The sequence below is a fragment of the Microbacterium flavum genome, assembly GCF_018717645.1.
Taxonomy (GTDB): domain Bacteria; phylum Actinomycetota; class Actinomycetes; order Actinomycetales; family Microbacteriaceae; genus Microbacterium; species Microbacterium flavum.
This window is the reverse complement of the sequence record NZ_JAFLHG010000014.1, coordinates 55899-78640: the sequence shown is the minus strand read 5'-3', so window position 1 is coordinate 78640 and position 22742 is coordinate 55899. Positions and strand designations below refer to the sequence as shown.

Here is a 22742-nt window from a genome sequence, read left to right as displayed (position 1 = left end):
CGCCGGCCCCGCGCCCGCGCCCCGCGCCCCGCGCCCCGCGCCCCGCGCCCTGCCGAGTGTCCAGAACACGCGGTGCGGCAGGGGTCGGACCCCGCGTGTTCTGGACACTCGGCATCCGAAGGCGGCGCGGCCGCGGGCGTCAGCCGACGTTCTCGGGGTCGCCGCCCAGCTGGCCGATCGGGACGATCGGGCCGCCGTCGTCGGCGCCGGTCCTGCGCGCGCGGGCGATCGCGTTGCCGACGTGGTAGATCACCAGCGCGGCGACCGTGCCGAGGACGATCGCGCCGAAGCTCAGCGTGCCGAGATCCATCGTGAAGCCGGCGATCGCGATGACGAACGACACGGCGACCGTGTACTGGTTCACCGGGCGGGAGAAGTCGACCTGATTGTCGACCCAGATCTTCATGCCGATGACGCCGATGAGGCCGTACAGGGCGGTGGTGACGCCTCCGAGCACGCCGGCCGGCATCGCGAAGATGATCGCCCCCACCTTCGGGGAGAAGGCCAGGAGGATCGCGACGATCCCCGCGACCCAGTAGGCGGCGGTCGAGTAGACGCGGGTCGCGGCCATGACGCCGATGTTCTCGCCGTACGTCGTCGTCCCCGATCCGCCGCCGAGGCCGGCGACGGTCGTCGCGATGCCGTCGGCCAGCAGGGCGCGACCGGTGTGCCGGTTGATGGAGGGATCGCCGGTCATCGTCGCGACGCCGCGCACATGGCCGACGTTCTCCGCCACCAGCACGAGGATGACGGGGAGGAACATCGGCAGCATCGCCCACGCCTGCGGGTCGCCGAAGGCGGGCAGGTGGAAGGCGGGCAGGCCGATCCAGTCGGCGGCGCCGACGCCGTCCCAGTTCACGCGGCCCAGGAGCGCCGCGACGATGTAGCCGACGATCACGCCGAGGAAGATCGAGACGCGACCGAGGAACCCGCGGAACAGGACGGCGAACAGGATGCACGCGGCGAGGGTGATCGTGCCGAGCAGGGCATCCGTCTTGAAGTTGTTCCACGCCGCCGGGGCGAGGTTCAAGCCGATCAGGGCGACGATCGCGCCCGACACGACCGGTGGCATGAGCTTCTCGATCCAGCCCGTGCCCGTCGCCTGCACCAGGAAGCCGATCGCCGCGAGCAGGATGCCGACGAGGACGACGCCGAGCAGGGCCTGCCCGATCTGCTCGCCGGTCTCGAGGGTCTTGCCCGCGTTGAACGCCTGGATCGGGGCGATGAAGGCGAACGAGGAGCCCAGGTAGCTGGGCAGCTTGTTGCGCGTGAGGAGGAGGAACAGGAGCGTGCCGACGCCGGAGAAGAGGAGCGTCGTCGACACCGGGAAGCCCGTCAGCAGCGGCACGAGGAAGGTGGCGCCGAACATCGCGACGATGTGCTGGGCGCCGATGGCGATCGTCGCCGGCCACCCCAGCCGCTCCGACGGCTTCACGACGGCGCCGGGCGCAACGGTTCTGCCGTCGCCGTGGGTAGTCCAGATGGGCATGCGGGTTCTCCTCGTTCGACGGGTGGGGATGCCTGTCGAGAGGCTATCTGGGAGGAGGCTGTGAGCGCGGGATGCGCGCCGTGACTACGCGGTCAGCTTCTTCAGGAGCTCGCGGTACTTGCCGGCCGTCCGCTCGACGATCTCGGCGGGGAGTTCGGGCGGCGTGCCCGTCTGGTCCCACTGCGCGGCGAGCCAATCGCGGACGATCTGCTTGTCGAAGCTCGCCATGCGCTCGGCGGGGGTGGTGCCCGATGCCCAGGCCTCGGCATCCCAGTACCGCGACGAGTCGCTCGTGAGGACCTCGTCGGCGAGCGTCAGCGTTCCCTCGCCCCCGGCGCCGCCCGCGGTCCCCTCGCCGCTGCCGGTCCCCGAGCCTGTCGAGGGGTCGATCCCGAACTCGAACTTCGTGTCCGCGAGGATCAGTCCGTGCGCCTCGGCGATCGCGGCGGCGCGTCGGTAGATCTCCAACGAGGTGTCGCGCAGCTCCGCCGCGCGCACCGGTCCGACGAGATCCTCGGCCCGCTCGAACGAGATGTTCTCGTCGTGCTCGCCCATCGGCGCCTTGTACGCGGGGGTGAACAGCGGCTCGGGCAGGCGATCGCCGTCCTCGAGGCCGGGGGGCAGCGCGATGCCGCAGACGGTCCCCGAGGCGATGTACTCCTTGTATCCCGAGCCGGTCAGATAGCCCCGCACGACGCACTCGATCGGCAGCATCTCGAGGGACTTCACGACCATCGCGCGGCCGGCGACCGGCTCCGGGGCGGGGAGGCCGGTGAGGTGGTTCGGGATCGGGCGCTCGCCGTCGCCGCCGGCGAGCTGGTCGAACCACCAGAGGCTGAGGGAGGTGAGGAGCGCTCCCTTGCCGGGAATCGCCGGGCTCAGGACATGATCGAAGGCGCTGACCCGATCGCTCGCGACGACCAGCATCCGCTCCTCTCCGGTCCCCGGCTCCGCTCCGGTCCCCGGCTCCGCTCCGGTCCCCGAGCTCGTCGAGGGGCGGTACAGGTCGCGCACCTTCCCGGAGTACACGTGTGTCCAGCCGGGCAGGGTCAGGGGTGCGTCGCTCACGCGTCCATTATCGTCGCGCGGCGGTCTGCTCCTGCCGAGTGACGCTCACGCCCTCGGGGTGATCTCGTCGACGAAGACATACGCCTCGGTGGCGAGCTCCGCCCAGACGCCCGCGTATGCGGCATCCACGAACGCCCATTCCTTCATGGGGCGGCCGCGCATGACCACACGGGTGGCGATGCCCTCGGACTCCAGCTCGTCGACGCGGCCCCGGGGGAGCTTGAGCATGAGATCGGCGTCGTACCCGATGCAGGCGAAGACCTTTCCGCGCACCCGCACGCCCGTCACGCCGAACATCGGGCCGAGGTCGACGCCGTCGCGTTCGAGGAGGCTGTCGACGATGGGATCGAAGATCGCGTGAGCACGCTCCTGAGCCGCCGGTTCCATGCGCCGAGGGTACCGCCGGCCGCCGCCCCCGTGTATAGTCCATCTGGACTAATCGAAACGGAGTAATCGTGAAGGATGCCGTCGGCCGCCTGACGCCCCTGGGCGTCATGGTGCTCGCGCTGCTGCGCGAGGACGACATGCATCCCTACGAGATGATCCGGCTCATGCGCCAGCGTCACGACGACCGGATCGTCACCCTGACCAGCGGCACCATCTATCACACGGTCGCGCGGCTCGAACGGCTCGGGCTGCTGGACGAGGTCGGCGTCGACCGCGACGGCAACCGCCCCGAGCGCACCACCTACACCCTCACCGAGAAGGGCGACGTGGCCGTCGTCGAGTGGGTGCGCCGCGAGCTGCCGCTGATCGACCGCCCGGTCGAGTTCCGCGTGGCGCTCGCCGAGGCGCACAACCTCACCCGCGACGAAGCCGTGGAGCTCCTCGATGAACGGCGTGCCGACCTGGAGCGCTCGCGCGATTGGCATCGCGCGGGCCGCGAGGACGCGCTCGCGAACGGCATCCCCGACCTCTACCTCGTGGAGGTCGAGCGCGAGGGGGCGCTGCTGGACGCCGAGCTCGCATGGCTGAGCACGCTGATCGCCCGGTTCCGCCGCCCCGACTACCCCTGGGATGCCGCCGCTGCCGTCCCCATCGATCGCTATCTGGCACAGAGAGAGGCCGCACGGCAATGACCGATTCCACTCCCACCACGCGCGCGGATGCCGCCTCGGCATCCGTCTCGCCCGGCACCACCCACCCCGCACCCGGCGCCGAGAGCGCCGGCCGCAGCCCGTGGCCCGCCCTCTGGGCGCTCGTCATCGGGTTCTTCATGATCCTCGTCGACACGACGATCGTCTCGGTCGCGAACCCCGCGATCAAGGCGGCACTCGACCCGTCGACGAACAACCTCGACAACGTCGTATGGGTCACCTCGGCCTACCTCCTCGCATACGCCGTGCCCCTGCTGATCACGGGCCGCCTCGGCGACCGGTTCGGGCCGAAGCGCATCTACCTCATCGGACTGGCCGTCTTCACGCTCGCCTCGCTGGGCTGCGGGCTGTCCTCGAGCCTCGAGATGCTCATCGTCTTCCGCGCCGTCCAGGGCCTCGGCGCCTCCCTCATGACGCCGCAGACGATGGCGGTCATCACCCGCACCTTCCCGCCGACCCAGCGCGGCGCGGCCATGGGCCTCTGGGGCGCCACGTCGGGCGTCGCGATGCTCGTCGGCCCGCTCGCCGGCGGTCTGCTCGTGGACGGCTTCGGCTGGGAGTGGATCTTCTTCGTGAACCTCCCCGTCGGCGTCATCGGCTTCGTACTGGCCTGGATCCTGGTGCCGAACCTCGAGACCCACGAGCACCGCTTCGACATCCTCGGCGTCTTCCTCTCCGCCGTGGCGCTCTTCCTCATCGTCTTCGGCCTCCAGGAGGGCGAGCACTACGACTGGGCCGCCTGGGTCTGGGTGATGATCGTCGCGGGCGTCGCCGTGCTGGCCCTGTTCATCTGGCAGCAGGCGAAGACCAAGAGCGAGCCGCTGGTTCCGCTCGCGCTCTTCCGCGACCGCAACTTCTCCGTCGCCAACATCGGGATCGCCACCGTCGGTTTCACCGTCACGGCGATGTCGCTGCCGATGATGTTCTTCTACCAGCTCGCCCGCGGGCTCACCCCGACCGAGTCGGCACTGCTGCTCATCCCGATGGCGGTCTTCGCCGGCGTGCTGTCGCCGATCGCCGGACGGATCCTCGACCGGGTCGATCCGCGCGTCCTGCTCGTCCCCGGTCTCAGCCTGACCGCCATCTCCCTCCTCTGGTACTCATCGCTCATGAATCCGGACAGCGCGACGTGGATGTTCCTGCTGCCCTCGGGGCTCCTGGGCATCGCCCAGTCGGGGATGTGGGGTCCGCTCGCCACGACCGCGACCCGCAACCTCGAGCCCCGGCAGGCCGGTGCCGGCGCGGGCATCTACAACACGACCCGCACGATCGGGTCGGTGCTGGGCTCCGCCGCGATCGCCGCGTTCATGCAGAACCGTCTGACCGCCAACCTGCCCGGAGCGGGCGGGGGCGGTGGCGACGAGTTCGGCTCGGGCGCCCTGCCGGATGCGGTGATCCCCGGGTTCTCGGATGCCATGGCGCAGTCGATGCTCCTCCCCGCCGGGATCATGGTGATCGGCGTCATCGCGGTGCTGTTCATGCAGCGCCCGGCGCACCTCGCCGCACGGAAGTCCTGACGCGCGCTCCGGCCGCGACCGCTCAAGCGGCTCGCGGCCGGAGCTGCCGAGGACCCGTCAAGGGGGTTCGCGACGCCCCGAAGACGCGCCTATCGTCGGTCCGATGAGAAGCCGTGTCGCGCTCCCCACCCTGGCCGCCGCATTCCTGCTGGCCGGCTGCACCGCCACCCCCGCGCCCGACGCGTCGACGCCGCAGGCGCCCGACGCGCCGGCATCGCCCGTGTACGCCGTCCCGGACACCGACCCCGCGCAGGCCGGGATCGCGGTGTTCACCGGGACGCTGCCGCAGAGCCAGGCCTCGACCGCGGGGCCCGCCCTCCTGGGAGAGGCGTTCGTCGTCGACGGCCAGTGCGAGGGGGACGCCTTCGCCTACCGCGTCATGACCGCGGATCCCGCCGACGCCGGGCGGACGCTCCTGACCGGCACCGTCTCGTGCGCCGACCCCGAGCAGCCCTTCGTCTCGAGCCCCGGCTACCGCGGACCGGTGCAGGTCGCCTTCCTCGACACGGACGACGTCACCGCCGCATGGGTGCGGGTGCGCAACGTCGACCCCGCGCCCTGACACGGCCGGGCTCAGTCCGCGACGCGCGCCGCGATGTCGGTGCGGAAGTGCGCACCCTCGAGCTCGATCGCGCCGAGCGCCGTGTAGGCGCGCTCACGAGCCTGCGCGAACGTGTCGCCCGTGGCGACGACGTTGAGAACGCGGCCGCCGGTCGCGACCAGGGCCGCGCCCGCGGCCCCCTCGGCGGTCGCGGCATGCGCGAGGTGCACACCGGGCACAGCCGCTGCGGCATCCGTGCCCGCGAGGGGCCGTCCGGTCACCGGGCTCTCGGGGTAGCCCTCGCTCGCGAGGACGACCGTGATCGCGACGGTGTCCGCGAACGTGGGCGCGGGCTCCTCCTCGAGCGTGCCCGATGCCGCCGACATCAGCAGTCGCGACAGGGGGCTGCGGAGCCGGGCGAGCACGACCTGCGTCTCCGGGTCGCCGAAGCGGGCGTTGAACTCGATGACCTTGACGCCGTCGTCGGTGAGGATGAGGCCCGCGTACAGCAGACCGATGAACGGCGTGCCCTCGGCATCCAGGGTGCGGATGACGGGTTCGGCGACCGTGCGGGTGACCTCGTCGACGAACTCCTGCTCACTGCCGAAGCGCTCGGCGAGCCACGGTAGCGGGGAGTAGGCGCCCATGCCGCCGGTGTTGGGCCCTGCGTCGCCGTCGTACGCGCGCTTGAAGTCCTGCGCGGGGGAGAGCGCGCGCACGGTGTCGCCGTCGCTCACGAAGAAGAGGGACACCTCGGGCCCGGAGAGGAACTCCTCGACGAGGATCGCCCCCGTCGCGAGGTAGGTGTCGGCGTGGGCCAGGGCCGCGGTGCGGTCCTCGGTGACGATCACGCCCTTGCCTGCCGCGAGCCCATCGGCCTTGACCACGAACGGGGCGCCGTACGCGTCGAGTGCGGCCTCGACCTCGGCGCGCGTCGTCGCACGGGTGGCGCGGCCGGTCGGGACACCCGCGGCATCCATCACCCGCTTCGCGAACGTCTTGGACCCCTCGAGCTGCGCGGCCGCTCTGCCGGGGCCGAACACCGGGATGCCGCGCTTGCGCAGCGCGTCGGCCACCCCCGCGACGAGCGGGGCCTCGGGGCCGATGATGACGAGGTCGATGCCCTCGTCGTTGGCGAAATCGGTCACCGCGGCGGGGCTGTTCGGATCGAGGCTCGAGACGATCTCGGCGTCGGCCGCGATCCCGGCGTTGCCCGGGGCGGCGAACAGCTCGTGATCGCCGTCCTCGGCCTTCAGCGCGAGGAGGATGGCGTGCTCGCGGGCACCGGAACCGAGGACGAGAATGCGCACGGGGCCAGCCTACCGAGGGGCGGACGTACCGATTGCAGGACTGACGGCGCCGCGTGCCGCACCGACAGCCGGGAAGACGGGGCTCGCCCTGGCCCCCGGCGAGAGAGGTCCTGCACACGGTACGCGCCGGAGCGATGACCGTGCGCGCTAGCGTGGAGTGATGGCGCGCAGGATCACCACCGACGACGGGCGTGCGGCGCTCGCCGCCGTCGCCGCGGCGGGAGACGGCTCCGGCCCCGCCCGCACCGACCTCGCGACGGCCGTCCGGTACCTGCTCCAGCTCCTCGCCGAGAAGGCGCCGGGCAACACCGTCGAGGTGCGGGTGCCCCCGTTCGGAGCCGTGCAGGTCATCGAGGGCCCGCGGCATACGCGCGGAACCCCTCCCAACGTCGTCGAGACGGATGCCTCGACCTGGATCGCCCTCGCGACGGGGGCCGAGTCCTGGGGGGACGCGGTCGCGTCCGGCCGGATCGCGGCCTCGGGGACGCGCGCCGACCTTGCGGGCGTGCTGCCCCTCCGGCCCTGAGCGCCGGCCTCACGGCCTCACCCGCGTCCCCCGGGCCCGCGCTACCCGCGCGCGCCGTCCGGCGTCAGACCGTGACGACGATCTTGCCGCGGGTGTGACCCTTCTCGAGTTCCGCATACGCCGTCGCGGCGTCGTCGAGAGGGTAGGTCCCGGCGATCTCCACCCGGAGCTCCCCCGTCTCCACGAGGGCCGCGAGCTCGGCCAGCTGGTCCGCGTCGGGGCGGACCCAGACGTAATGGCCGCCGAACTCCGTGCGCGCCCGCGGGTCGGCGATCGAGACGACGACGCCGCCGTCCGCGAGGAGCTCGGGGGTGTTGTCGAGGGACGACCCACCCGCGAAATCCACGATGACGTCGAAGCCCTGGGGGGCGAGAGCCCGTGCGGCGGGCACGAGACCGTCGCCGTAGACGACCGGCTCGGCGCCGAGCGAGCGGAGATAGTCGTGGCTCCCCTCGGAGGCGGTGCCGACCACGCGTGCGCCGCGGAGGCGCGCGAGCTGCACGCCGAAGGAGCCGACCCCGCCGGATGCGCCGTGGATGAGCACCGTCTGACCGGCGTGCACGCCGGCGCGCTCGAGCACCTGCAGCGCCGTCAGACCGGCGAGGGGGAGCGCGGCGGCGTCGGTGAACGACACCCCCTCGGGCTTCCGGGCCGCGGTCCGCACCGGCACCGGCATCAGCTCGGCGAGGGATCCGTGCTGCACGACGTCGGCTCGCGCGTAGGCGAGCACGGCATCGCCGACCGCGAACTCGGGTGTGTCCAGGCCCGTCTGCTCGACGATGCCGGCGACATCCCATCCCGGGACGGCGGGCAGCTGCGCATCGAGGATGCCGCGCAGATACCCTTCGCGGACCTTGTAGTCGACGGGGTTGAGTCCCGCGGCGACGACGCGCACGACGAGGACGTCGGGCCCCGCGTGCGGGTCCTCCCGCTGTGCGATGCGGAAGCGGTCGTTGCCGCCGAACTCGGAGTATTCGAGAGCCTTCATACGCCAAGGGAACGATCCGCTCGCGGCGGACATTCCCACCCCGCTTCCTCTCGCGGGAGCGGCCCCCGTTCCCGCCTCGCGGTGGGACAATGGGGAGATGAGCGAGATCGCGCAGCATCGGATCGAGACGGCGCACGTGCGCCGCAGCCCGCGGTACGCGATCTTCATCGTGGTCGGCGCCGCGCTCGGCATCCTCGCGGCCCTCGTCCTGACCTTCGCATTCGGCGACGGCGATGCGACCAGCTCGTCGACGAATGTGACGTATTCGGCCTCGCAGGTGTTCGGATTCGTGTGCCTGGTCTGCATCCCGGCCGGCATCGCGGTCGGAGCCGTCGTGGCGCTGCTCCTCGACCGCCGCTTCTCGCGTCGTACCCGGGCGGTGCGCATCGACCACGAGCGCGTCGACGTGAGCTTCCCCGACGAGGCCTGACCCGCCCGTCCCGACGTCGTCCGCGCTGGGACTCAGGCGATGTCGGCGATGATCGGCGCGATGGCGGCGTCGAACGCCGCCACGTCTCCGCGGAGTCCGTCGGTCACGGCGACCGAGAGGGCGCCGATCCACCACACGCCCCGCTGCGTGAACGGCAGCACCTGCACGTTGAGCTCGAACGAGTGCGCCCGCCGTCCGGCGGCGCGCTCGTGCTGGGCGATCGCACTCGCGTACGCGCGGTAGGACGCGCCGGTGCCCACTGAGCGCCGGTAGTGCTCGGCCGCGTCGCGCGCGTAGGCGACGGCGGCGGGGCCCAGGGGGACGATCGCCTCGTGCAGCTCCGCGAAGCCCTCCGTGGGCAGGGCGACCAGCATGTCGAATCCGTCGACGAGTTCGAGAGGCACGGGGGAGGGATGCGCCTGCGGCTCGACCGTCATCTCCCACAGCACCCGCCACTGGCGCTCGAGCCCGCCGGCGTCGCGGTACTCGCCGGATGCCTCGGCGGGGGCGCCGCGCAGGTGCGGCAGCTCCTCCGGGAAGCGGATGCCGAGCGTCTGGCGCAGGTACAGCGCGACGAGGACGGGAAGACCGGCATCCTCGCGCACGACCCATTCCGGTACGCCCGCTGCCATGTCGACATCCTAGGGAACCGCCGGGCCCGGGGTATCTGGCCCGCCCGGTAGGCTGTCCGTGTGGCCACTGCCCCACAGAACCCCTATTCCGAAGCCGGCGTCGACACCGCGGCGGGAGATCTCGCCGTCGAACTGATGAAGTCGGCCGTCCGCCGTACCCATGGTCCCGAAGTGCTGGGCGGTGTCGGCGGGTTCGCCGGGCTGTTCGACGCGTCGGCGCTGCTGTCGTACACGAAGCCGCTGCTGGCGTCCTCGACCGACGGCGTGGGCACCAAGGTCGCGATCGCGCAGGCGATCGACCGCCACGACACCATCGGTCAGGATCTCGTCGGCATGGTCGTCGACGACATCGTCGTCGTGGGCGCGAAGCCCCTGTTCATGACCGACTACATCGCGTGCGGCAAGGTCGTCCCCGAGCGCATCGCGGACATCGTCCGCGGCATCGCCGCCGGGTGCGAGGCGACGGGGACGGCGCTCGTGGGCGGCGAGACCGCCGAGCACCCGGGTCTGCTCGGGGTGAACGACTACGACGTCGCGGGCGCGGCGACCGGCATCGTCGAGGCGGACTCGATCCTCGGCGCGGAGCGCGTCCAGTCCGGAGACGTCGTGCTCGCCCTCGCCTCCAGCGGCGCGCACTCGAACGGCTTCTCCCTCATCCGCCACATCGTCAGCCGCGCCGGCGTGACCTACGGCGCGGATGCCGCCGAGTTCGGCCGCACGTGGGGCGAAGAGCTCCTCGAGCCGACCCGGCTCTACACGCTTCCTCTTCTGCGCCTGCTCGAGCGGATCCCGGGCGCGGTCCACTCCCTCAGCCACGTCACGGGCGGCGGCATCGCCGCGAACCTCGCGCGGGTGCTCCCCGTCGGCACCTGGGTCGACGTCGACCGGTCGACCTGGTCCCCGCTCCCCGTGTTCCGGGTGCTCGCCGATCTCGGCGGCCTCTCCCTCGAGAGCACCGAAGGCACGTGGAACCTCGGCATCGGCTTCCTCGCCGTCGTCTCCGCCGATCGGGCGGATGCCGCGATCGAGGCGCTCGCCGAGGAGGGCATCGACACCTGGCAGGTCGGCGTCGTGCGCAGCGGCGCTCTCCCCGCCGACGGCTTCGGAGACTTCGAGCAGGGCGCGAAGGGCGTCGACGGCGGCGCCGTGCGCCTCGTCGGCGCGTACGCGGACACCCACTGAGCACCGGCTCATCGAGCAGACGGCCTCACTGAGCAGAAGAGAAATGGCGAACTAGCAGACATGTGCGGAATCGTCGGCGTCGTCGGACGCGGCAACGTCAACCAGGAGATCTACGACTCGCTCCTGCTGCTGCAGCACCGCGGGCAGGACTCCACCGGCATCGCCACCGCGGAGCGCAGCGGCGTGTTCCACCTCTTCAAGGCGAAGGGGCAGGTGCGCGAAGCCGTCCGCACGCGCGACATGCGGTCGCTCCTCGGCACGATCGGTCTGGGCCACGTCCGCTACGCGACGAAGGGCACCGCCTCCAGCGAGGAGGAGGCCCAGCCGTTCTACGTGAACGCGCCGTACGGCATCGTCCTCGTCCACAACGGCAACCTGACGAACACGCGTGAGCTCACCGACGTCCTCTTCCGCGAGGATCGCAGGCACCTGAACACCTCCTCGGACACGGAGCTGCTCGTCAACGTCCTGGCCAACGAGCTGCAGGCATCCATGTCGGGCCTCGAGCTCGACCCGGAGCAGATCTTCCAGGCGGTCGCGCGCGTCCACGAGCGCGTGGAGGGCTCCTACGCCGCGATCGCCCTGATCGCCGGGTACGGCCTGCTCGCATTCCGCGACCCCTTCGGCATCCGCCCGCTCATCCTCGGCACGCGCCGCCACGACGACGGTCACTACGAGTGGGTCGTCACGTCGGAATCGCTCGTGCTGGAGAACGGCGGCTTCGAGGTCGTCCGCGACGTCGAGCCGGGGGAGGCCGTGTTCATCGACCTCGACGGCAACCTGCACACCCGGCAGTGCGCGTCCGACCCGAAGCTCATTCCGTGCTCGTTCGAGTACGTGTACCTCGCGCGCCCCGACTCGGTCATGAACGGGATCTCCGTCTACGAGGCGCGGCTGCGGATGGGCGAGCGCCTCGCCGACACGATCGCGAAGTACACGCCCGCAGGGAAGATCGACGTCGTCATGCCGATCCCCGACTCGTCGCGTCCGGCCGCCATGCAGGTCGCGCGCAAGCTCGGCATCGAGTATCGCGAAGGCTTCTACAAGAACCGCTATGTCGGCCGGACGTTCATCATGCCCGGTCAGGCCGTGCGCAAGAAGAGCGTGCGCCAGAAGCTCAACGCGATGTCGAGCGAGTTCAAGGGCAAGAACGTCCTCCTCATCGATGACTCGATCGTGCGCGGGACGACCTCCAAGGAGATCATCCAGATGGCGCGGGATGCCGGGGCCAAGAGCGTCACGTTCGCCTCCGCCGCCCCGCCCGTGCGCTTCCCGCACGTGTACGGCATCAACATGCCGTCGCGGCACGAGCTCGTGGCCCACGGCCGCACGATCCCCGAGATCGCCGCCGAGCTCGGCGCCGACTACATGGTGTACCAGGAGATCGACGACCTGAAGGCCGCGATCCTCGAGGGGACCCCCGACGTCGAGGACCTCGACATGAGCTGCTTCGACGGACGCTATGTCACGGGGACCGTCTCGGAGGAGTACCTGGCCTGGGTGGAAGGCTCCCAGGAGAGCTGAAGCCTGGTCGCCTGGTCGCCTGGTCGCCTGGTCGCCTGATCGCCCTGACGTCCCGGGCGGGCATAGGCTTGGACGAGTGACCTCGGCTCCCACTCGACCTCTCTGGCGCGGGCGGGCCCTCGCTCTCGTCGGCATCGTCCTCGTGGCGTTCTCGCTCCGCTCCGCGGTGGCGGCGCTCTCACCGATCCTCTCCGAGGTCAACGCCGATCTGCACATCCCCACGTGGGTGGTCGGACTCATCGGCGCCGCACCGCCCGTCTGCTTCGCGGTGTTCGGCATCGTGACCCCGGTGCTGGAGCGCCGCTTCGGCCTCGAGCGCCTCGCCGCCGCCGCGATGGCCGTCGCGACCGTCGCCCTCGTCGCGCGGGCGCTGGCGGGCGACGGCGCGGTTCTCCTCATCGGCACGGCGGTGCTCTTCGCGGCGATCGGCGTGGGCAACGTCGTCCTCCCGCCGCTCATCAAGGCCTACTTCCCCGACCGCACGGGATCGATGACGGCGCTGTACTCGGCGCTCCTCGCCGTCGCCGCGTTCGTTCCGCCGCTCGTGGCGGTGCCGGTGGCGGATGCCGCCGGCTGGCGCTTCTCCCTCGGGATGTGGGCGGTCTTCGCGTTCGCCGCGATCATCCCGTGGGTGGCGATGCTCGTCCGGGATCGCGCAGAGGCCGCGCGCGCCAGCACCGCGACATCCGACGCCGCCGACCCGCCGCGCACCCTCACCGGCTCGATCGAGGTCATCGACGAGCCGGCGCCCGGCGTGCTCGGCCGATTGACGCGGCTGCCGCTCGCGTGGGCACTCGCCCTGACCTTCGCGATGTCGGCCGCCAGCGTCTACGCGTGCTTCGCGTGGCTCCCGGTCGTGCTCGTCGACCTCGCAGGCGTCGACCACGCCGCGGCGGGCGCGCTCCTGTCCTTGTTCGGCGCCATGGGGCTGCCGTGGTCGATCCTCGTGCCGATCGCCGTCACGCGGTGGAACCGCACGGGCATCGTCTACGTCGTGGCGCTCCTCGCCGGTGTCGCGGGCGTCCTCGGGCTCGTCCTCGCGCCGACCGCCGCGACGGTGCTGTGGGTCATCCTCCTGGGGACGCCGCAGGGGCTCTTCCCCGCGGTCCTCGTCCTCATCCAGCGGCGCAGCCGCACGCACGAGGGCGCGGTGGCGCTGTCGAGCTTCAGCCAGAGCATCGGCTACGCCGTGGCCGCGCTCTTCCCGTTGGGCTTCGCCGTGCTGCACGAGGCGACGGGGGACTGGCGGAGCGCGCTGGTGAGCCTCGGCATCCTGTTCCTCATCGCGATCCCGACGGGGATCATCGTGACGCGCACGAAGACGGTCGAGGACGAGTGGGAGCGCCGGCACGGCGCGTGGTGATGCTCAGACGCGCGCAGCGTCCTCGTCTTCGCCCTCGTCCTCGTACTGATCGGCCCACTTGTCGACGTACGGGTCGTCCTCGTGGTGACCAAGCTCTTTCTCAAGCGCACCGAAGTTCACGTTGTAGGTGTCGTACTTGAGTTCGCGAGCGATCTTGGTGTGCTTCGCCTTCTGACGGCCACGCCCCATGCGAGACCCCCTCATTTCTGAAGTCACGGCTGATGCGTCTGAGTTTCGCATCCATCCGGTGCATTCTCGATGCATTCACGATTCGGCCAGGGGCCGGGAAGAGTAGCATTCAGGATAACACGGGGCCCCGCGACCCTCGCGGCTTTCCGGGTCCGACGGTGTGATGCGAGTGGAGGATGCGCGATGTCAGAGGCGGATTCGCACGGGGTTCCGGCCCACGCGGTGATCGTCGGGGCGATTCCCGACCAGCCGGCGCGAGTGCTGAAAGAGGCCGCGCGCTACGCCAAGCTCTTCGGCGCCCCGCTCATCGTCGCCCACGTGGACATCACCCGGTTCGTCACCTACGAGGACCCGGACGGCTACGTGCACTCCGCGCCCATCGACCTCGACGCGGCGACGGGTCAGGCCCAGCTGGAGATCGTGACCGAGGCTGCGCGCGCCACACTCGCCGAGCCCGGGCTCAGCGGGGTGGACTGGTCGGTGCGCCAGCTGGTCGGTGACCCCGCCCTCGCGATCAAGCACCTCGCCGAGCAGTCGCAGGCGCGGCTCATCGTCGTCGGGACCCGCCGGCGCGGGTTCGGCGAGTCGGTGCGCGAGTTCTTCACCGGGTCGGTCGCCGCGCGGCTCGCCCACCGGCAGAGCCGTCCGATCCTCGTCGTGCCGCTCGAGAGCCCCGCCGCCGACGACGAGGTGCTCTGGCCCGAGGGGTGAGCGCCGCGGGGTGAGCGCCGCGAGGTCAGCGCCGTGAGGTCACGTCGAGGCCGACACGTCCCCTCACCCGCGCAGCGCGCGCGTGAGGGTCGCCGACGTCTCGTCGAGCGCGCGGGAGAGTTCGTCGACGACGGATGCCGCGAGCGCGCCCCCGTGCGCGACGTGCGTGCGCAGGTCGGCGCGGACGGCGCCCCGGAACTCCGCCACGATCGCCTCGGCGCGGCGCAGCTGCTCGCGGGCGTCGGCGCGGCCGGCCTCTTCGGCGGCGGTCGCGGTCGCGGCGCGGTGGGTGGCGGCATCCCCGTCGGCGCGCGCCGCGGCGGCGAGGTCGGCACGGAGGCTCTTCATCGCCTCCCGCACGCTCCCGCGCACCTCGTCGGCGATGAGGCGGACGCTGTCGGCGAGGCCGGCCTGGATTCCCTCCAGGTCACCCGCCCGCGCGGCCACCTCCGCACGGCCCGCGTGGGTGATCTCGTAGACGGTCTTGCGCCCGTCGACGGTCTTCGTGACCAGACCCTCGTCCTCGAGCTTCGCGAGCCGCGGGTACACGGTCCCGGCGCTCGGCGTGTACGTCCCGCCGGTGCGATCCGACAGTGCCTGCATGAGGTCGTAGCCGTGGCGAGGGGCCTCGTCGAGCAGGCTCAGCAGGTAGAGGCGCAGATCGCCGTGGGAGAAGACGGGCGGCATGTCAGAACTCCTCGATGGGGGCGGCCGGCTCGGCCGCTTCGACCGCCGGGCGACGCAGGACGGTCACGGCGCCCGAGACGGAGTTCGCGCGGACGTCGACGAAGCTGCTGCTGAGCTCGCCCACCGAGTCGGTCCAGTTCGTGGGCCCGCTCCCCGAGCGCTTGACGCCGTCGGCGAGCACCCGTCCGCTCACGGACCGCAGCACGTAGTTGGCAGGAAGCCCGTCGTCCAGACGCACGGTGGACTCGCCGGAGACGGTGTTGATGCTCACGGCATCCACGCGCCCGCTCGAATCGACCATGACGTCGCCGGAGACCGTGTCGACCGTCGCCTTGCGGATGCGGCCCGTCGCGGTGAACTCGCCCGAGACGGAATTGGCGTTCACGGTTCCGTCGAGGGAGCGGATCTGCACGTCGCCCGAGACCGCATTGACCGTCAGGTCTCCGGTGAGGCCGTCGACGATGATGTCGCCCGACACGGTGTTCAGTCGCGCGCCCGACACGAGCCCGGAGACGAGCGCGCTCGCGGAGACGACGCCGAGGGTGAGTGCGACACCGCGCGGCACCGCGACCGAGATCTCCGCCTTGGGCCCGGCCGATCCGAAGTTCTTGAACACCTCGAGGAAGTTGTCCCAGCGCAGCTGCGGGTGGTCGATCTCGACGCCGTCGCCGCTCGTCTCGATGCGGAGGTCCTTGCCGGTGACGCTGTGGACCTCGATGCGCACCCCGGGCTCGTCGTGCGCGACGACATCGATCTGTCCGCCGACGAGGCCGACCTTGAGCCCCCGGATGTCTTCGAGGTCGATCACCCGGGTCTCGCCCGGCTTGATGAGCCACTTCTCGTCCGACATGGTTCCTCCTGAACGTGGGTTGCGCGACTCGAGATATATCGCGTTCTACGACAATAACACGATATATCTCGAATTTGCGAGCGGGAGGAACGGAGATTTGACCTTGACGTAGCGTCAACCTCTACCGTGATCGACATGAACGATTGGTCGATCCAGGAGGTCGCACGACTCGCGGGGACGACGAGCCGCACGCTTCGCCACTACGGCGAGCTGGGACTGCTGCCGCCGAGCGACGTCGGTGCGAACGGCTACCGCCGTTACGACGCGCACGCCCTCGTGCGGCTGCAGCGGATCCTGATGCTGCGCGAGCTCGGGCTCTCGCTCCCGCAGATCCGCGCGGTCCTCGACCGCCCGACCCGGGCGGAGGAAGCGCTGGGCCACCACCTGGAGTGGCTGCACGGCGAACAGGAGCGCATCGCGCGCCAGATCGCAGCGGTGCGGTCGACCATCACCGCACTGGAGAACGGAGAGGAACCGATGGCCGAGGACATGCTCGACGGGTTCGATCACACGCAGTACAAGGACGAGGTCACCGAGCGGTGGGGCGAGAAGGCCTACGCCGACTCCGACCGCTGGTGGCGGGGCCTCGGCGAGCGGGGGCAGTCAGAGTGGAAGCAGGTCGTCCGCGACCTGAACTCGGCGTGGCAGGATGCCGCGGGGCGTGGCATCGCCCCGGACGGAGCCGAGGCGCAGGAGCTGGCCGCGCGCCATGTGGCGTGGCTGCGCGCCACGCCGGGCACCCCTGCCGCGGGAGGCGGCGACGTCGGTGCCTACGTGCGCGGTGTGGCGGAGATGTACGTCTCCGATGCTCGTTTCGCCGCGAACTACGGCGGCGCGGAGGGCGCGGCGTTCGTGCGCGATGCGCTTCTCGCTCACCTCGAGCGAGGGTGAGCGCCCCCCCGAACGCAGAAGAGCCCCGGCCGAAGCCGGGGCTCTTCTCGTGAATGCGGTCAGGCCCTGCCGCCGCGGACCACACGCAGCAGGAACGCGATCAGCGCGATGACGCCGACGATCAGCGCCACCCACAGCAGCCAGCTGAGAGCGGTGTTCATGCCGCCGACGATGGCGAGCACGATGGCCACGACGATGATGATGAGAAGGGCGATGTTCATGGGGGATTCTCCTTTGGTTCGGGCAGTCTGGTGAGTCACCCGGGTCTCCGGGGACATCGGAGACAGATCGACGTTACAGCCGGGGCCCGGATCGGCTCACCCCCTTGCGGGCGGGAATAATCATGCGGTAGTGCCGAGGTATGCCACAGAACTCCGTCCCCGCCAGCATCAAGGACCCCGCGCTCTACGAGGAGCTGCGGGACGAGGGCGCCTCCAAGCAGAAGGCGGCTCGGATCTCGAACGCCGTCGCGCGCGACGGGGCCACGGCGGTGGGCCGTCGGGGCGGCGAGGCCGGATCCTACGAGGACTGGACCGTACCGCGCCTGCGCGCGCGGGCGAAGGAGCTGGGTCTGAAGGGCTACTCCGGCGCGCGGAAGGCGCAGCTCATCGAGATGCTGCGCGAAGACTGATGCCCCGGCTGCGCACCGTCCACCCGGGCGTCGATCTGGGCTACACCCGCATCCGTTCGGGCTCCGGATTCCGCTACACCGACGCTGACGGGGCGGCGCTGCCCGCGCCCGAGCGCGAGCGCGTGGTCGCGCTCGTCATCCCGCCCGCCTGGACCGACGTGTGGATCAGCGCGGTCTCCGACGGCCACGTCCAGGCGATGGGTTTCGATGAAGCCGGGCGGCGGCAGTACCTCTACCACCCCGACTGGTCCGCGGGGCGTGACAGGGGAAAGTACGCCCGCGCTCTCCAGCTCGCCGCGTCGCTGCCTCGTGCCCGCAGCCGCGTGACGGCCTCGCTCCGACGCGAGGATCTCGACCGTGAGCGCATCCTCGCCACCGCGTTCCGCCTCCTGGATCAGGCCGCCCCGCGCGTCGGGAGCGCGCGCTATCTCAAACGTCACGGGAGCCGCGGCCTCACGACGCTGCGGCGGCGGGATGCCGCAGTCGACGAATCGATCACGAGCCTGCGCTTCCGCGGCAAGAGCGGGAAGCGTCAGAGCCTCGACATCGAGGATGCGGAGCTCGCCGTCGTCATCGGGGCTCTCGCCACCGGACGCCCGGCCGCACCGCTGCTCGCCTACACCCGCGGGCGCCGGCGGGTGCCGCTCACACCGAACGATGTGAACGCGTACGTCCGGGCGATGACGGGCGGCACGTTCACGGCGAAGGACTTCCGGACGCTGCGCGGCACGATCCTGGCCGCCGATGCGCTCGCGCGGCTCGGCCCCGCGGGCTCCCACCGGGATCGCAAGCAGGCCGAGGTGCTCGCGGTGAAGGCCGCGTCGCAGGCGCTGGGCAACACTCCGACGGTGGCGCGCAGCTCGTACATCGACCCGCGCGTCTTCGCCCGGTACCGGCGCGGGATCCTCCTCGACACGTCGGTCTCGCCCGAATCGGCGATCCGCACCCTGCTCCTCGGGTGAACCACCGCTAGCCTGCGGTCATGGTCCGTGCTGCGTGGTTCTCCCCGGTCACGCTGGTCCTGGTCATCTGCGGTGGTGCGGTCGGGGTGGCCGCACGTGCGGCGCTCACAGTGCCGTTCGCGGCGGGGGCGCACCCGCTTCTGATCCCGGGTCTCACCCTGGTGATCAACCTCCTCGGCGCGTTCCTCCTCGGAGTCGTCGTCGGGGCCCTCGACGACCGCCACCCGCGCGCCCGATCCTTCCTCGGCACCGGGGTCCTCGGCGGATTCACCACGTACAGCGCGTTCGCGGTCCAGGTGGTCACCACCTCCGGCTCCTCGCCGCTGGTCGGGCTGGCGCTGGCCGCCGTCACCCTCTTCGGCGGAGCACTCGCGGCGGCGACAGGGCTCGGCGCCGGGCGGCGGATGGCCCATCGCCCGGGCGAGGTCGAGACGCCCGAGGACGCCGAATGAGCGTCGTCGAGATCGTCGCCCTCGTCGCCGCCGGCGGCGTCGGCGCCGGCGCCCGCTACCTGATGGACGGAGCGGTGATGCGGGGGCGCCGCCGTGCCTTCCCCCTCGGCATCCTCGTCGTCAATGCGCTCGGGTCGTTCCTGCTGGGGCTGCTGACCGGGATCCCGCAGCTGGCCCCGGCCTGGCTCACGATCCTCGGGGTCGGGCTGCTGGGCGGGTTCACGACGTTCAGCGCGGTCGCCGTGGAGTCGGTCCTGCTCGGCCAGAACGGCCGGCGGGAGTGGGCGTGGATGAACCTGCTGGCGACCGTGGGCGTGTGCGTCGTGGCCGCCGCGATCGGATTCACGATCGGCGGGCTCTTCCCCCGCTGACGGGCCGGTGCGTCGGTCGGCCGTGTGAGAATGAATCGGATACATCCGTGTATCGTCTGCGTTCGCGTGCTCCTCCACCGCAAAGGTCCTCCGTGTCGAATCTCGCCGTCCTGAGCCTGAAGAACCGCGCCCTCATCGCGCTGATCACGATCGTGGCCGCGATCTTCGGGGGTCTCGCGCTGACGAACCTCAAGCAGGAGCTCATCCCGTCGATCGAGTTCCCGCAGCTCTCGATCGTGACGACCTATCCCGGGGCCTCGCCCGAAGTCGTCAGCAACGACGTGTCGACGCCGATCGAGACCGCTGTCCGCGGCATCCCGGGGCTCGAGTCCACGACGGCGACGAGCACGACCAACGCCTCGATCATCCAGGCGTCGTTCACCTACGGCACCGACCTCGCGACCGCCGAGCAGAAGATCCTGCAGGCGATCAACCGGATCAAGTCCACGCTTCCCGAGAACGTCGAACCGAATGTCGTCTCGTTCTCGATCGACGACCTGCCCGTGATCGCGCTCGCCGTCACCGGGTACGACGACGCCGACACGATCCAGTCGCAGTTGGAGACGAATGTCATCCCCGACATCGAGGATGTGGAGGGCGTCGCCTCGGCGACGATCGTCGGCGGACAGGGCCAGCGGGTCACGATCACGCCCGACCGGGCGAAGCTCGCCGCCGCCGGCTACACCCAGTCCGCGATCACCGACGCCCTCGACCAGAACGGCGTGCTGTTCCCGGGAGGGTCGGTGACCGAGGGCGATCAGAAGCTCACGGTCCAGACCGGCGCCAAGCTCTCCTCGGTCGACGCGATCGCGGGGCTGCCGCTCGTACCCTCCTCTCCCGAACAGGCGGCCGCAGGGGCGCTGACGATCGGCGACGTGTCGACGGTGGCCCTCACGGCGGATCCCGTCACCTCGATCTCGCGGGTGGACGGCCAGAGCGCTCTGACGATCTCGATCACGAAGCTTCCCGCGGCCAACACGGTGGACGTGTCGCGAGCTGTGACCGACCTCCTGCCGAAGCTGCAGGATGCCATCGGCACGCAGGCGCAGTTCACGATCGTCTTCGATCAGGCGCCGTTCATCGAGCAGTCGATCGAGGCGCTCGCGCAGGAGGGCCTGCTCGGTCTCGTCTTCGCCGTGCTCGTCATCTTCGTCTTCCTCCTGTCGGTGCGCTCGACGCTCGTCGCGGCGATCTCCATCCCCACGAGCGTGCTCATCACCTTCGTCGGCATCCAGGCGTTCGGCTACTCGCTCAACATCCTGACGCTCGGTGCGCTCACGATCGCGATCGGGCGCGTCGTCGACGACTCGATCGTGGTCATCGAGAACATCAAACGCCACTACGTCGGCGACGCCGACAAGGGGGACTCGATCCGTCTCGCGGTGCGCGAGGTCGCCGCCGCCATCACGGCATCCACCATCACGACCGTCGCGGTGTTCCTGCCCGTCGCCTTCGTCGGCGACGTGACGGGGGAGCTCTTCCGCCCGTTCGCGCTGACGGTGACGATCGCGATGCTCGCCTCGCTGTTCGTCGCGCTGACGATCGTTCCGGTCCTCGCCTCCTGGTTCCTGAAGCCGGGCAAGGAGCTCCGGGATTCGGACGGCGCACCGATCGATCCGGAGAACCCTGCCGCCCCGCCCTCGCGCCTGCAGAAGTCCTACCTGCCGATCCTGTCCTGGACGCTGAAGCACTCGTGGGTGACGCTGCTGATCGCCGTGCTCGTCCTCGGCGGGACGATCGCCGCGGCGCCGTTCATGAAGACCAACTTCCTCGGCGACAGCGGCCAGAACACCTTCACCGTCCGGCAGGACCTCGGCCCGGCCGCCTCGCTCGACGCCCAGGACGCCGCGGCGCAGAAGGTCGAGGAGGCGATCCTCGGTGTCTCCGGCGTCAAGACGGTCCAGACCTCGATCGGGTCGAGCGGCTCCGCGCTGCGCGACGCGTTCTCCGGAGGCTCGTCCGGCATCACCTACTCGATCACGACCGAGCCCTCCGCCGATCAGGAGAAGGTGCGCGGCGACGTGACGAGCGCCGTCGACGGCATCGACGGCGCGGGCGAGGTCACCGTCTCGGCGGGTCAGGGCGGATTCGGGTCGACCGATGTCGAAGTCGACGTCACCGCGCCGTCGGCGGATGCGCTGACGACCGCGACCGACGCGGTCGTCAGCTCCCTGCAGGGCAAGGACGGGATCAGCCAGGTCACGTCCAACCTCGCCGCCTCCCTGCCGTACGTCGCCGTCACGGTCGACCGTGCCAAGGCGGCCTCGCTCGGACTCTCCGAGGTCGCCGTGGGCGGACTGGTCGCGAATACGATGCAGCCGCGTCAGGTCGGCACGGTCGAGCTCGACGGCACCGCGGTGACCGTGTATCTCCAGGCCGCCTCGGTGCCCGCGACGATCGACGAGCTGAAGGCTCTGCAGATCCCCACCGCCGCCGGCACGCTGCGCCTCGATGAGGTCGCCACCGTCGCGGAGAGCCAGGGCCCGACCTCCATCACCACCCAGCGCGGTCAGCGGACGGCGACCGTCACGGTCACCCCTGCGAGCGACAACCTCCAGGCGGCATCGGCCACCGTGACCACCGCGCTCGCGGACATCGACCTCCCCACGGGCGCCGACGCGAAGGTCGGCGGCGTCGTCACGCAGCAGCAGGATGCCTTCGGCCAGCTCGGTCTCGCGATGCTCGCGGCGATCCTCATCGTCTACATCGTCATGGTCGCGACCTTCAAGTCGCTGCGTCAGCCGCTCCTCCTGCTCGTCTCGGTGCCGTTCGCGGCGACCGGGGCGATCCTCCTGCAGATCGCGACGGGTGTCCCGCTGGGCGTGGCATCCCTCATCGGCGTGCTGATGCTCATCGGCATCGTCGTGACGAACGCGATCGTCCTCGTCGACCTCGTGAACCAGTACCGCACCAAGGGGCTGTCGGCGCACGACGCCGTCATCGCGGGCGGCTCCCGGCGACTGCGACCGATCCTCATGACGGCGCTCGCGACGATCTTCGCGCTCACCCCGATGGCCCTCGGCATCACCGGCCACGGAGGGTTCATCTCGCAGCCCCTCGCGATCGTCGTGATCGGCGGGCTCATCTCGTCCACCGTGCTGACCCTCGTCGTGCTCCCGACCCTGTACAACCTCGTGGAGGGTGCCCGCGAGCGACGGACCGCGCGGCGGGACCGCGCCCAGGATCCCGACCTCACGGCCGTGGACACGAGCGATCTGCACCCCCGTCGCGCGCTCCGCGCGCACGACGAGGCGCGCACCGATACGGATTCGTAGTACCCCCGTAACACCGTCCGCAGTACGGTGAACTCCTCGACCCCGCCCCGCGGGGC

The 22742-nt window shown here is 70.9% G+C and carries 25 protein-coding genes; 15 read left to right on the top strand and 10 right to left on the bottom strand.

All coding sequences use genetic code 11. From position 1 onward, the window contains the following. Positions 1 to 139 precede the first annotated feature (139 nt). The 3 genes from J0P97_RS13930 to J0P97_RS13920 form a co-directional block, all read right to left on the bottom strand. Complete coding sequence (locus J0P97_RS13930) at positions 140 to 1489, bottom strand: uracil-xanthine permease family protein (protein ID WP_215488393.1); 1350 nt, start codon at positions 1487 to 1489, stop codon at positions 140 to 142. A gap of 84 nt (positions 1490 to 1573) precedes the next feature. Then, the gene (locus tag J0P97_RS13925) at positions 1574 to 2557 is read right to left on the bottom strand and encodes a phosphoribosylaminoimidazolesuccinocarboxamide synthase (RefSeq protein WP_215488392.1); all 984 of its coding nucleotides are present in this window, start codon (positions 2555 to 2557) and stop codon (positions 1574 to 1576) included. Positions 2558 to 2602: 45 nt separating this feature from the next. Continuing rightward, complete coding sequence (locus J0P97_RS13920; RefSeq protein ID WP_246540533.1) at positions 2603 to 2944, bottom strand: hypothetical protein; 342 nt, start codon at positions 2942 to 2944, stop codon at positions 2603 to 2605. Positions 2945 to 3012: 68 nt separating this feature from the next. On the opposite strand from J0P97_RS13920, the gene J0P97_RS13915 reads away from it, so the two are divergent. The 3 genes from J0P97_RS13915 (at position 3013) to J0P97_RS13905 (ending at position 5733) form a co-directional block, all read left to right on the top strand. Further along, on the top strand, positions 3013 to 3636 hold the full coding sequence (locus J0P97_RS13915; protein ID WP_215488391.1) for a PadR family transcriptional regulator: 624 nt from the start codon (positions 3013 to 3015) through the stop codon (positions 3634 to 3636). Further along, entirely contained in the window at positions 3633 to 5171 is a 1539-nt protein-coding gene (locus J0P97_RS13910; protein ID WP_215488390.1) for a DHA2 family efflux MFS transporter permease subunit, read from the top strand. The genes J0P97_RS13915 and J0P97_RS13910 overlap by 4 nt, the downstream gene beginning before the upstream one ends. Positions 5172 to 5274: 103 nt before the next feature. Further along, positions 5275 to 5733 (top strand): YajG family lipoprotein, encoded by a 459-nt coding sequence (locus J0P97_RS13905; protein WP_215488389.1) that lies wholly within the window; start codon positions 5275 to 5277, stop codon positions 5731 to 5733. A gap of 11 nt (positions 5734 to 5744) precedes the next feature. Here J0P97_RS13905 and purD read toward each other — a convergent pair whose 3' ends face one another. Next, positions 5745 to 7022, bottom strand: coding sequence for a phosphoribosylamine--glycine ligase (purD, locus tag J0P97_RS13900; RefSeq protein WP_215488388.1), 1278 nt, complete (start codon positions 7020 to 7022; stop codon positions 5745 to 5747). A 160-nt stretch (positions 7023 to 7182) separates the two neighbouring features. On the opposite strand from purD, the gene J0P97_RS13895 reads away from it, so the two are divergent. Then, positions 7183 to 7548, top strand: a complete 366-nt coding sequence (locus J0P97_RS13895; protein WP_215488387.1) for a sterol carrier family protein — start codon at positions 7183 to 7185, stop codon at positions 7546 to 7548. Between the two features lie 64 nt (positions 7549 to 7612). Here J0P97_RS13895 and J0P97_RS13890 read toward each other — a convergent pair whose 3' ends face one another. Continuing rightward, complete coding sequence (locus J0P97_RS13890) at positions 7613 to 8536, bottom strand: NADP-dependent oxidoreductase (RefSeq protein ID WP_215488386.1); 924 nt, start codon at positions 8534 to 8536, stop codon at positions 7613 to 7615. A 97-nt stretch (positions 8537 to 8633) separates the two neighbouring features. On the opposite strand from J0P97_RS13890, the gene J0P97_RS13885 reads away from it, so the two are divergent. Further along, entirely contained in the window at positions 8634 to 8966 is a 333-nt protein-coding gene (locus J0P97_RS13885) for a potassium transporter Trk (protein WP_215488385.1), read from the top strand. A gap of 32 nt (positions 8967 to 8998) precedes the next feature. Here J0P97_RS13885 and J0P97_RS13880 read toward each other — a convergent pair whose 3' ends face one another. After that, positions 8999 to 9598: a zinc-binding alcohol dehydrogenase gene (locus J0P97_RS13880; protein WP_215488384.1), complete on the bottom strand. Its 600-nt coding sequence runs from the start codon at positions 9596 to 9598 to the stop codon at positions 8999 to 9001. Between the two features lie 60 nt (positions 9599 to 9658). On the opposite strand from J0P97_RS13880, the gene purM reads away from it, so the two are divergent. The 3 genes from purM (at position 9659) to J0P97_RS13865 (ending at position 13667) form a co-directional block, all read left to right on the top strand. Next, positions 9659 to 10780, top strand: a complete 1122-nt coding sequence (gene purM, locus J0P97_RS13875; RefSeq protein WP_215488383.1) for a phosphoribosylformylglycinamidine cyclo-ligase — start codon at positions 9659 to 9661, stop codon at positions 10778 to 10780. 60 nt (positions 10781 to 10840) lie between these two features. Beyond that, the gene (gene purF / locus J0P97_RS13870) at positions 10841 to 12304 is read left to right on the top strand and encodes an amidophosphoribosyltransferase (protein WP_215488382.1); all 1464 of its coding nucleotides are present in this window, start codon (positions 10841 to 10843) and stop codon (positions 12302 to 12304) included. 76 nt (positions 12305 to 12380) lie between these two features. Beyond that, positions 12381 to 13667, top strand: a complete 1287-nt coding sequence (locus J0P97_RS13865; protein ID WP_308163577.1) for an MFS transporter — start codon at positions 12381 to 12383, stop codon at positions 13665 to 13667. A 3-nt stretch (positions 13668 to 13670) separates the two neighbouring features. On the opposite strand, the gene J0P97_RS13860 is transcribed toward J0P97_RS13865, so the two are convergent. Beyond that, positions 13671 to 13856, bottom strand: a complete 186-nt coding sequence (locus tag J0P97_RS13860) for a DUF3073 family protein (protein ID WP_215488380.1) — start codon at positions 13854 to 13856, stop codon at positions 13671 to 13673. Positions 13857 to 14039: 183 nt separating this feature from the next. On the opposite strand from J0P97_RS13860, the gene J0P97_RS13855 reads away from it, so the two are divergent. Next, entirely contained in the window at positions 14040 to 14567 is a 528-nt protein-coding gene (locus J0P97_RS13855) for a universal stress protein (RefSeq protein WP_215488379.1), read from the top strand. Positions 14568 to 14630: 63 nt separating this feature from the next. Here J0P97_RS13855 and J0P97_RS13850 read toward each other — a convergent pair whose 3' ends face one another. Beyond that, entirely contained in the window at positions 14631 to 15254 is a 624-nt protein-coding gene (locus J0P97_RS13850) for a PadR family transcriptional regulator (RefSeq protein WP_215488378.1), read from the bottom strand. A gap of 1 nt (position 15255) precedes the next feature. After that, positions 15256 to 16104 (bottom strand): DUF4097 family beta strand repeat-containing protein, encoded by an 849-nt coding sequence (locus J0P97_RS13845; RefSeq protein WP_215488377.1) that lies wholly within the window; start codon positions 16102 to 16104, stop codon positions 15256 to 15258. Positions 16105 to 16239: 135 nt separating this feature from the next. Between J0P97_RS13845 and J0P97_RS13840 the strand changes: the two genes are divergently transcribed. Then, entirely contained in the window at positions 16240 to 16995 is a 756-nt protein-coding gene (locus J0P97_RS13840; protein ID WP_215488376.1) for a MerR family transcriptional regulator, read from the top strand. A 59-nt stretch (positions 16996 to 17054) separates the two neighbouring features. Here J0P97_RS13840 and J0P97_RS13835 read toward each other — a convergent pair whose 3' ends face one another. Further along, positions 17055 to 17216, bottom strand: a complete 162-nt coding sequence (locus J0P97_RS13835) for a hypothetical protein (RefSeq protein WP_215488375.1) — start codon at positions 17214 to 17216, stop codon at positions 17055 to 17057. A 140-nt stretch (positions 17217 to 17356) separates the two neighbouring features. On the opposite strand from J0P97_RS13835, the gene J0P97_RS13830 reads away from it, so the two are divergent. The 5 genes from J0P97_RS13830 to J0P97_RS13810 all read left to right on the top strand — a co-directional run bounded on the left by J0P97_RS13830 (position 17357) and on the right by J0P97_RS13810 (position 22686). Continuing rightward, positions 17357 to 17626, top strand: a complete 270-nt coding sequence (locus tag J0P97_RS13830) for a DUF7218 family protein (RefSeq protein ID WP_215488374.1) — start codon at positions 17357 to 17359, stop codon at positions 17624 to 17626. Continuing rightward, a complete protein-coding gene (locus tag J0P97_RS13825; RefSeq protein WP_215488373.1) occupies positions 17626 to 18588 on the top strand; it encodes a DNA topoisomerase IB in 963 nt (320 codons plus the stop codon). Before J0P97_RS13830 ends, J0P97_RS13825 begins: the two co-directional genes overlap by 1 nt. Positions 18589 to 18608: 20 nt before the next feature. After that, entirely contained in the window at positions 18609 to 19040 is a 432-nt protein-coding gene (locus tag J0P97_RS13820) for a FluC/FEX family fluoride channel (protein ID WP_215488372.1), read from the top strand. Further along, complete coding sequence (locus J0P97_RS13815; protein ID WP_215488371.1) at positions 19037 to 19411, top strand: fluoride efflux transporter FluC; 375 nt, start codon at positions 19037 to 19039, stop codon at positions 19409 to 19411. The genes J0P97_RS13820 and J0P97_RS13815 overlap by 4 nt, the downstream gene beginning before the upstream one ends. A gap of 92 nt (positions 19412 to 19503) precedes the next feature. After that, positions 19504 to 22686 carry an efflux RND transporter permease subunit gene (locus J0P97_RS13810; RefSeq protein WP_215488370.1) on the top strand — a complete coding sequence of 1061 codons (3183 nt, stop codon included), beginning with the start codon at positions 19504 to 19506 and terminating at the stop codon, positions 22684 to 22686. Positions 22687 to 22742: the final 56 nt, after the last annotated feature.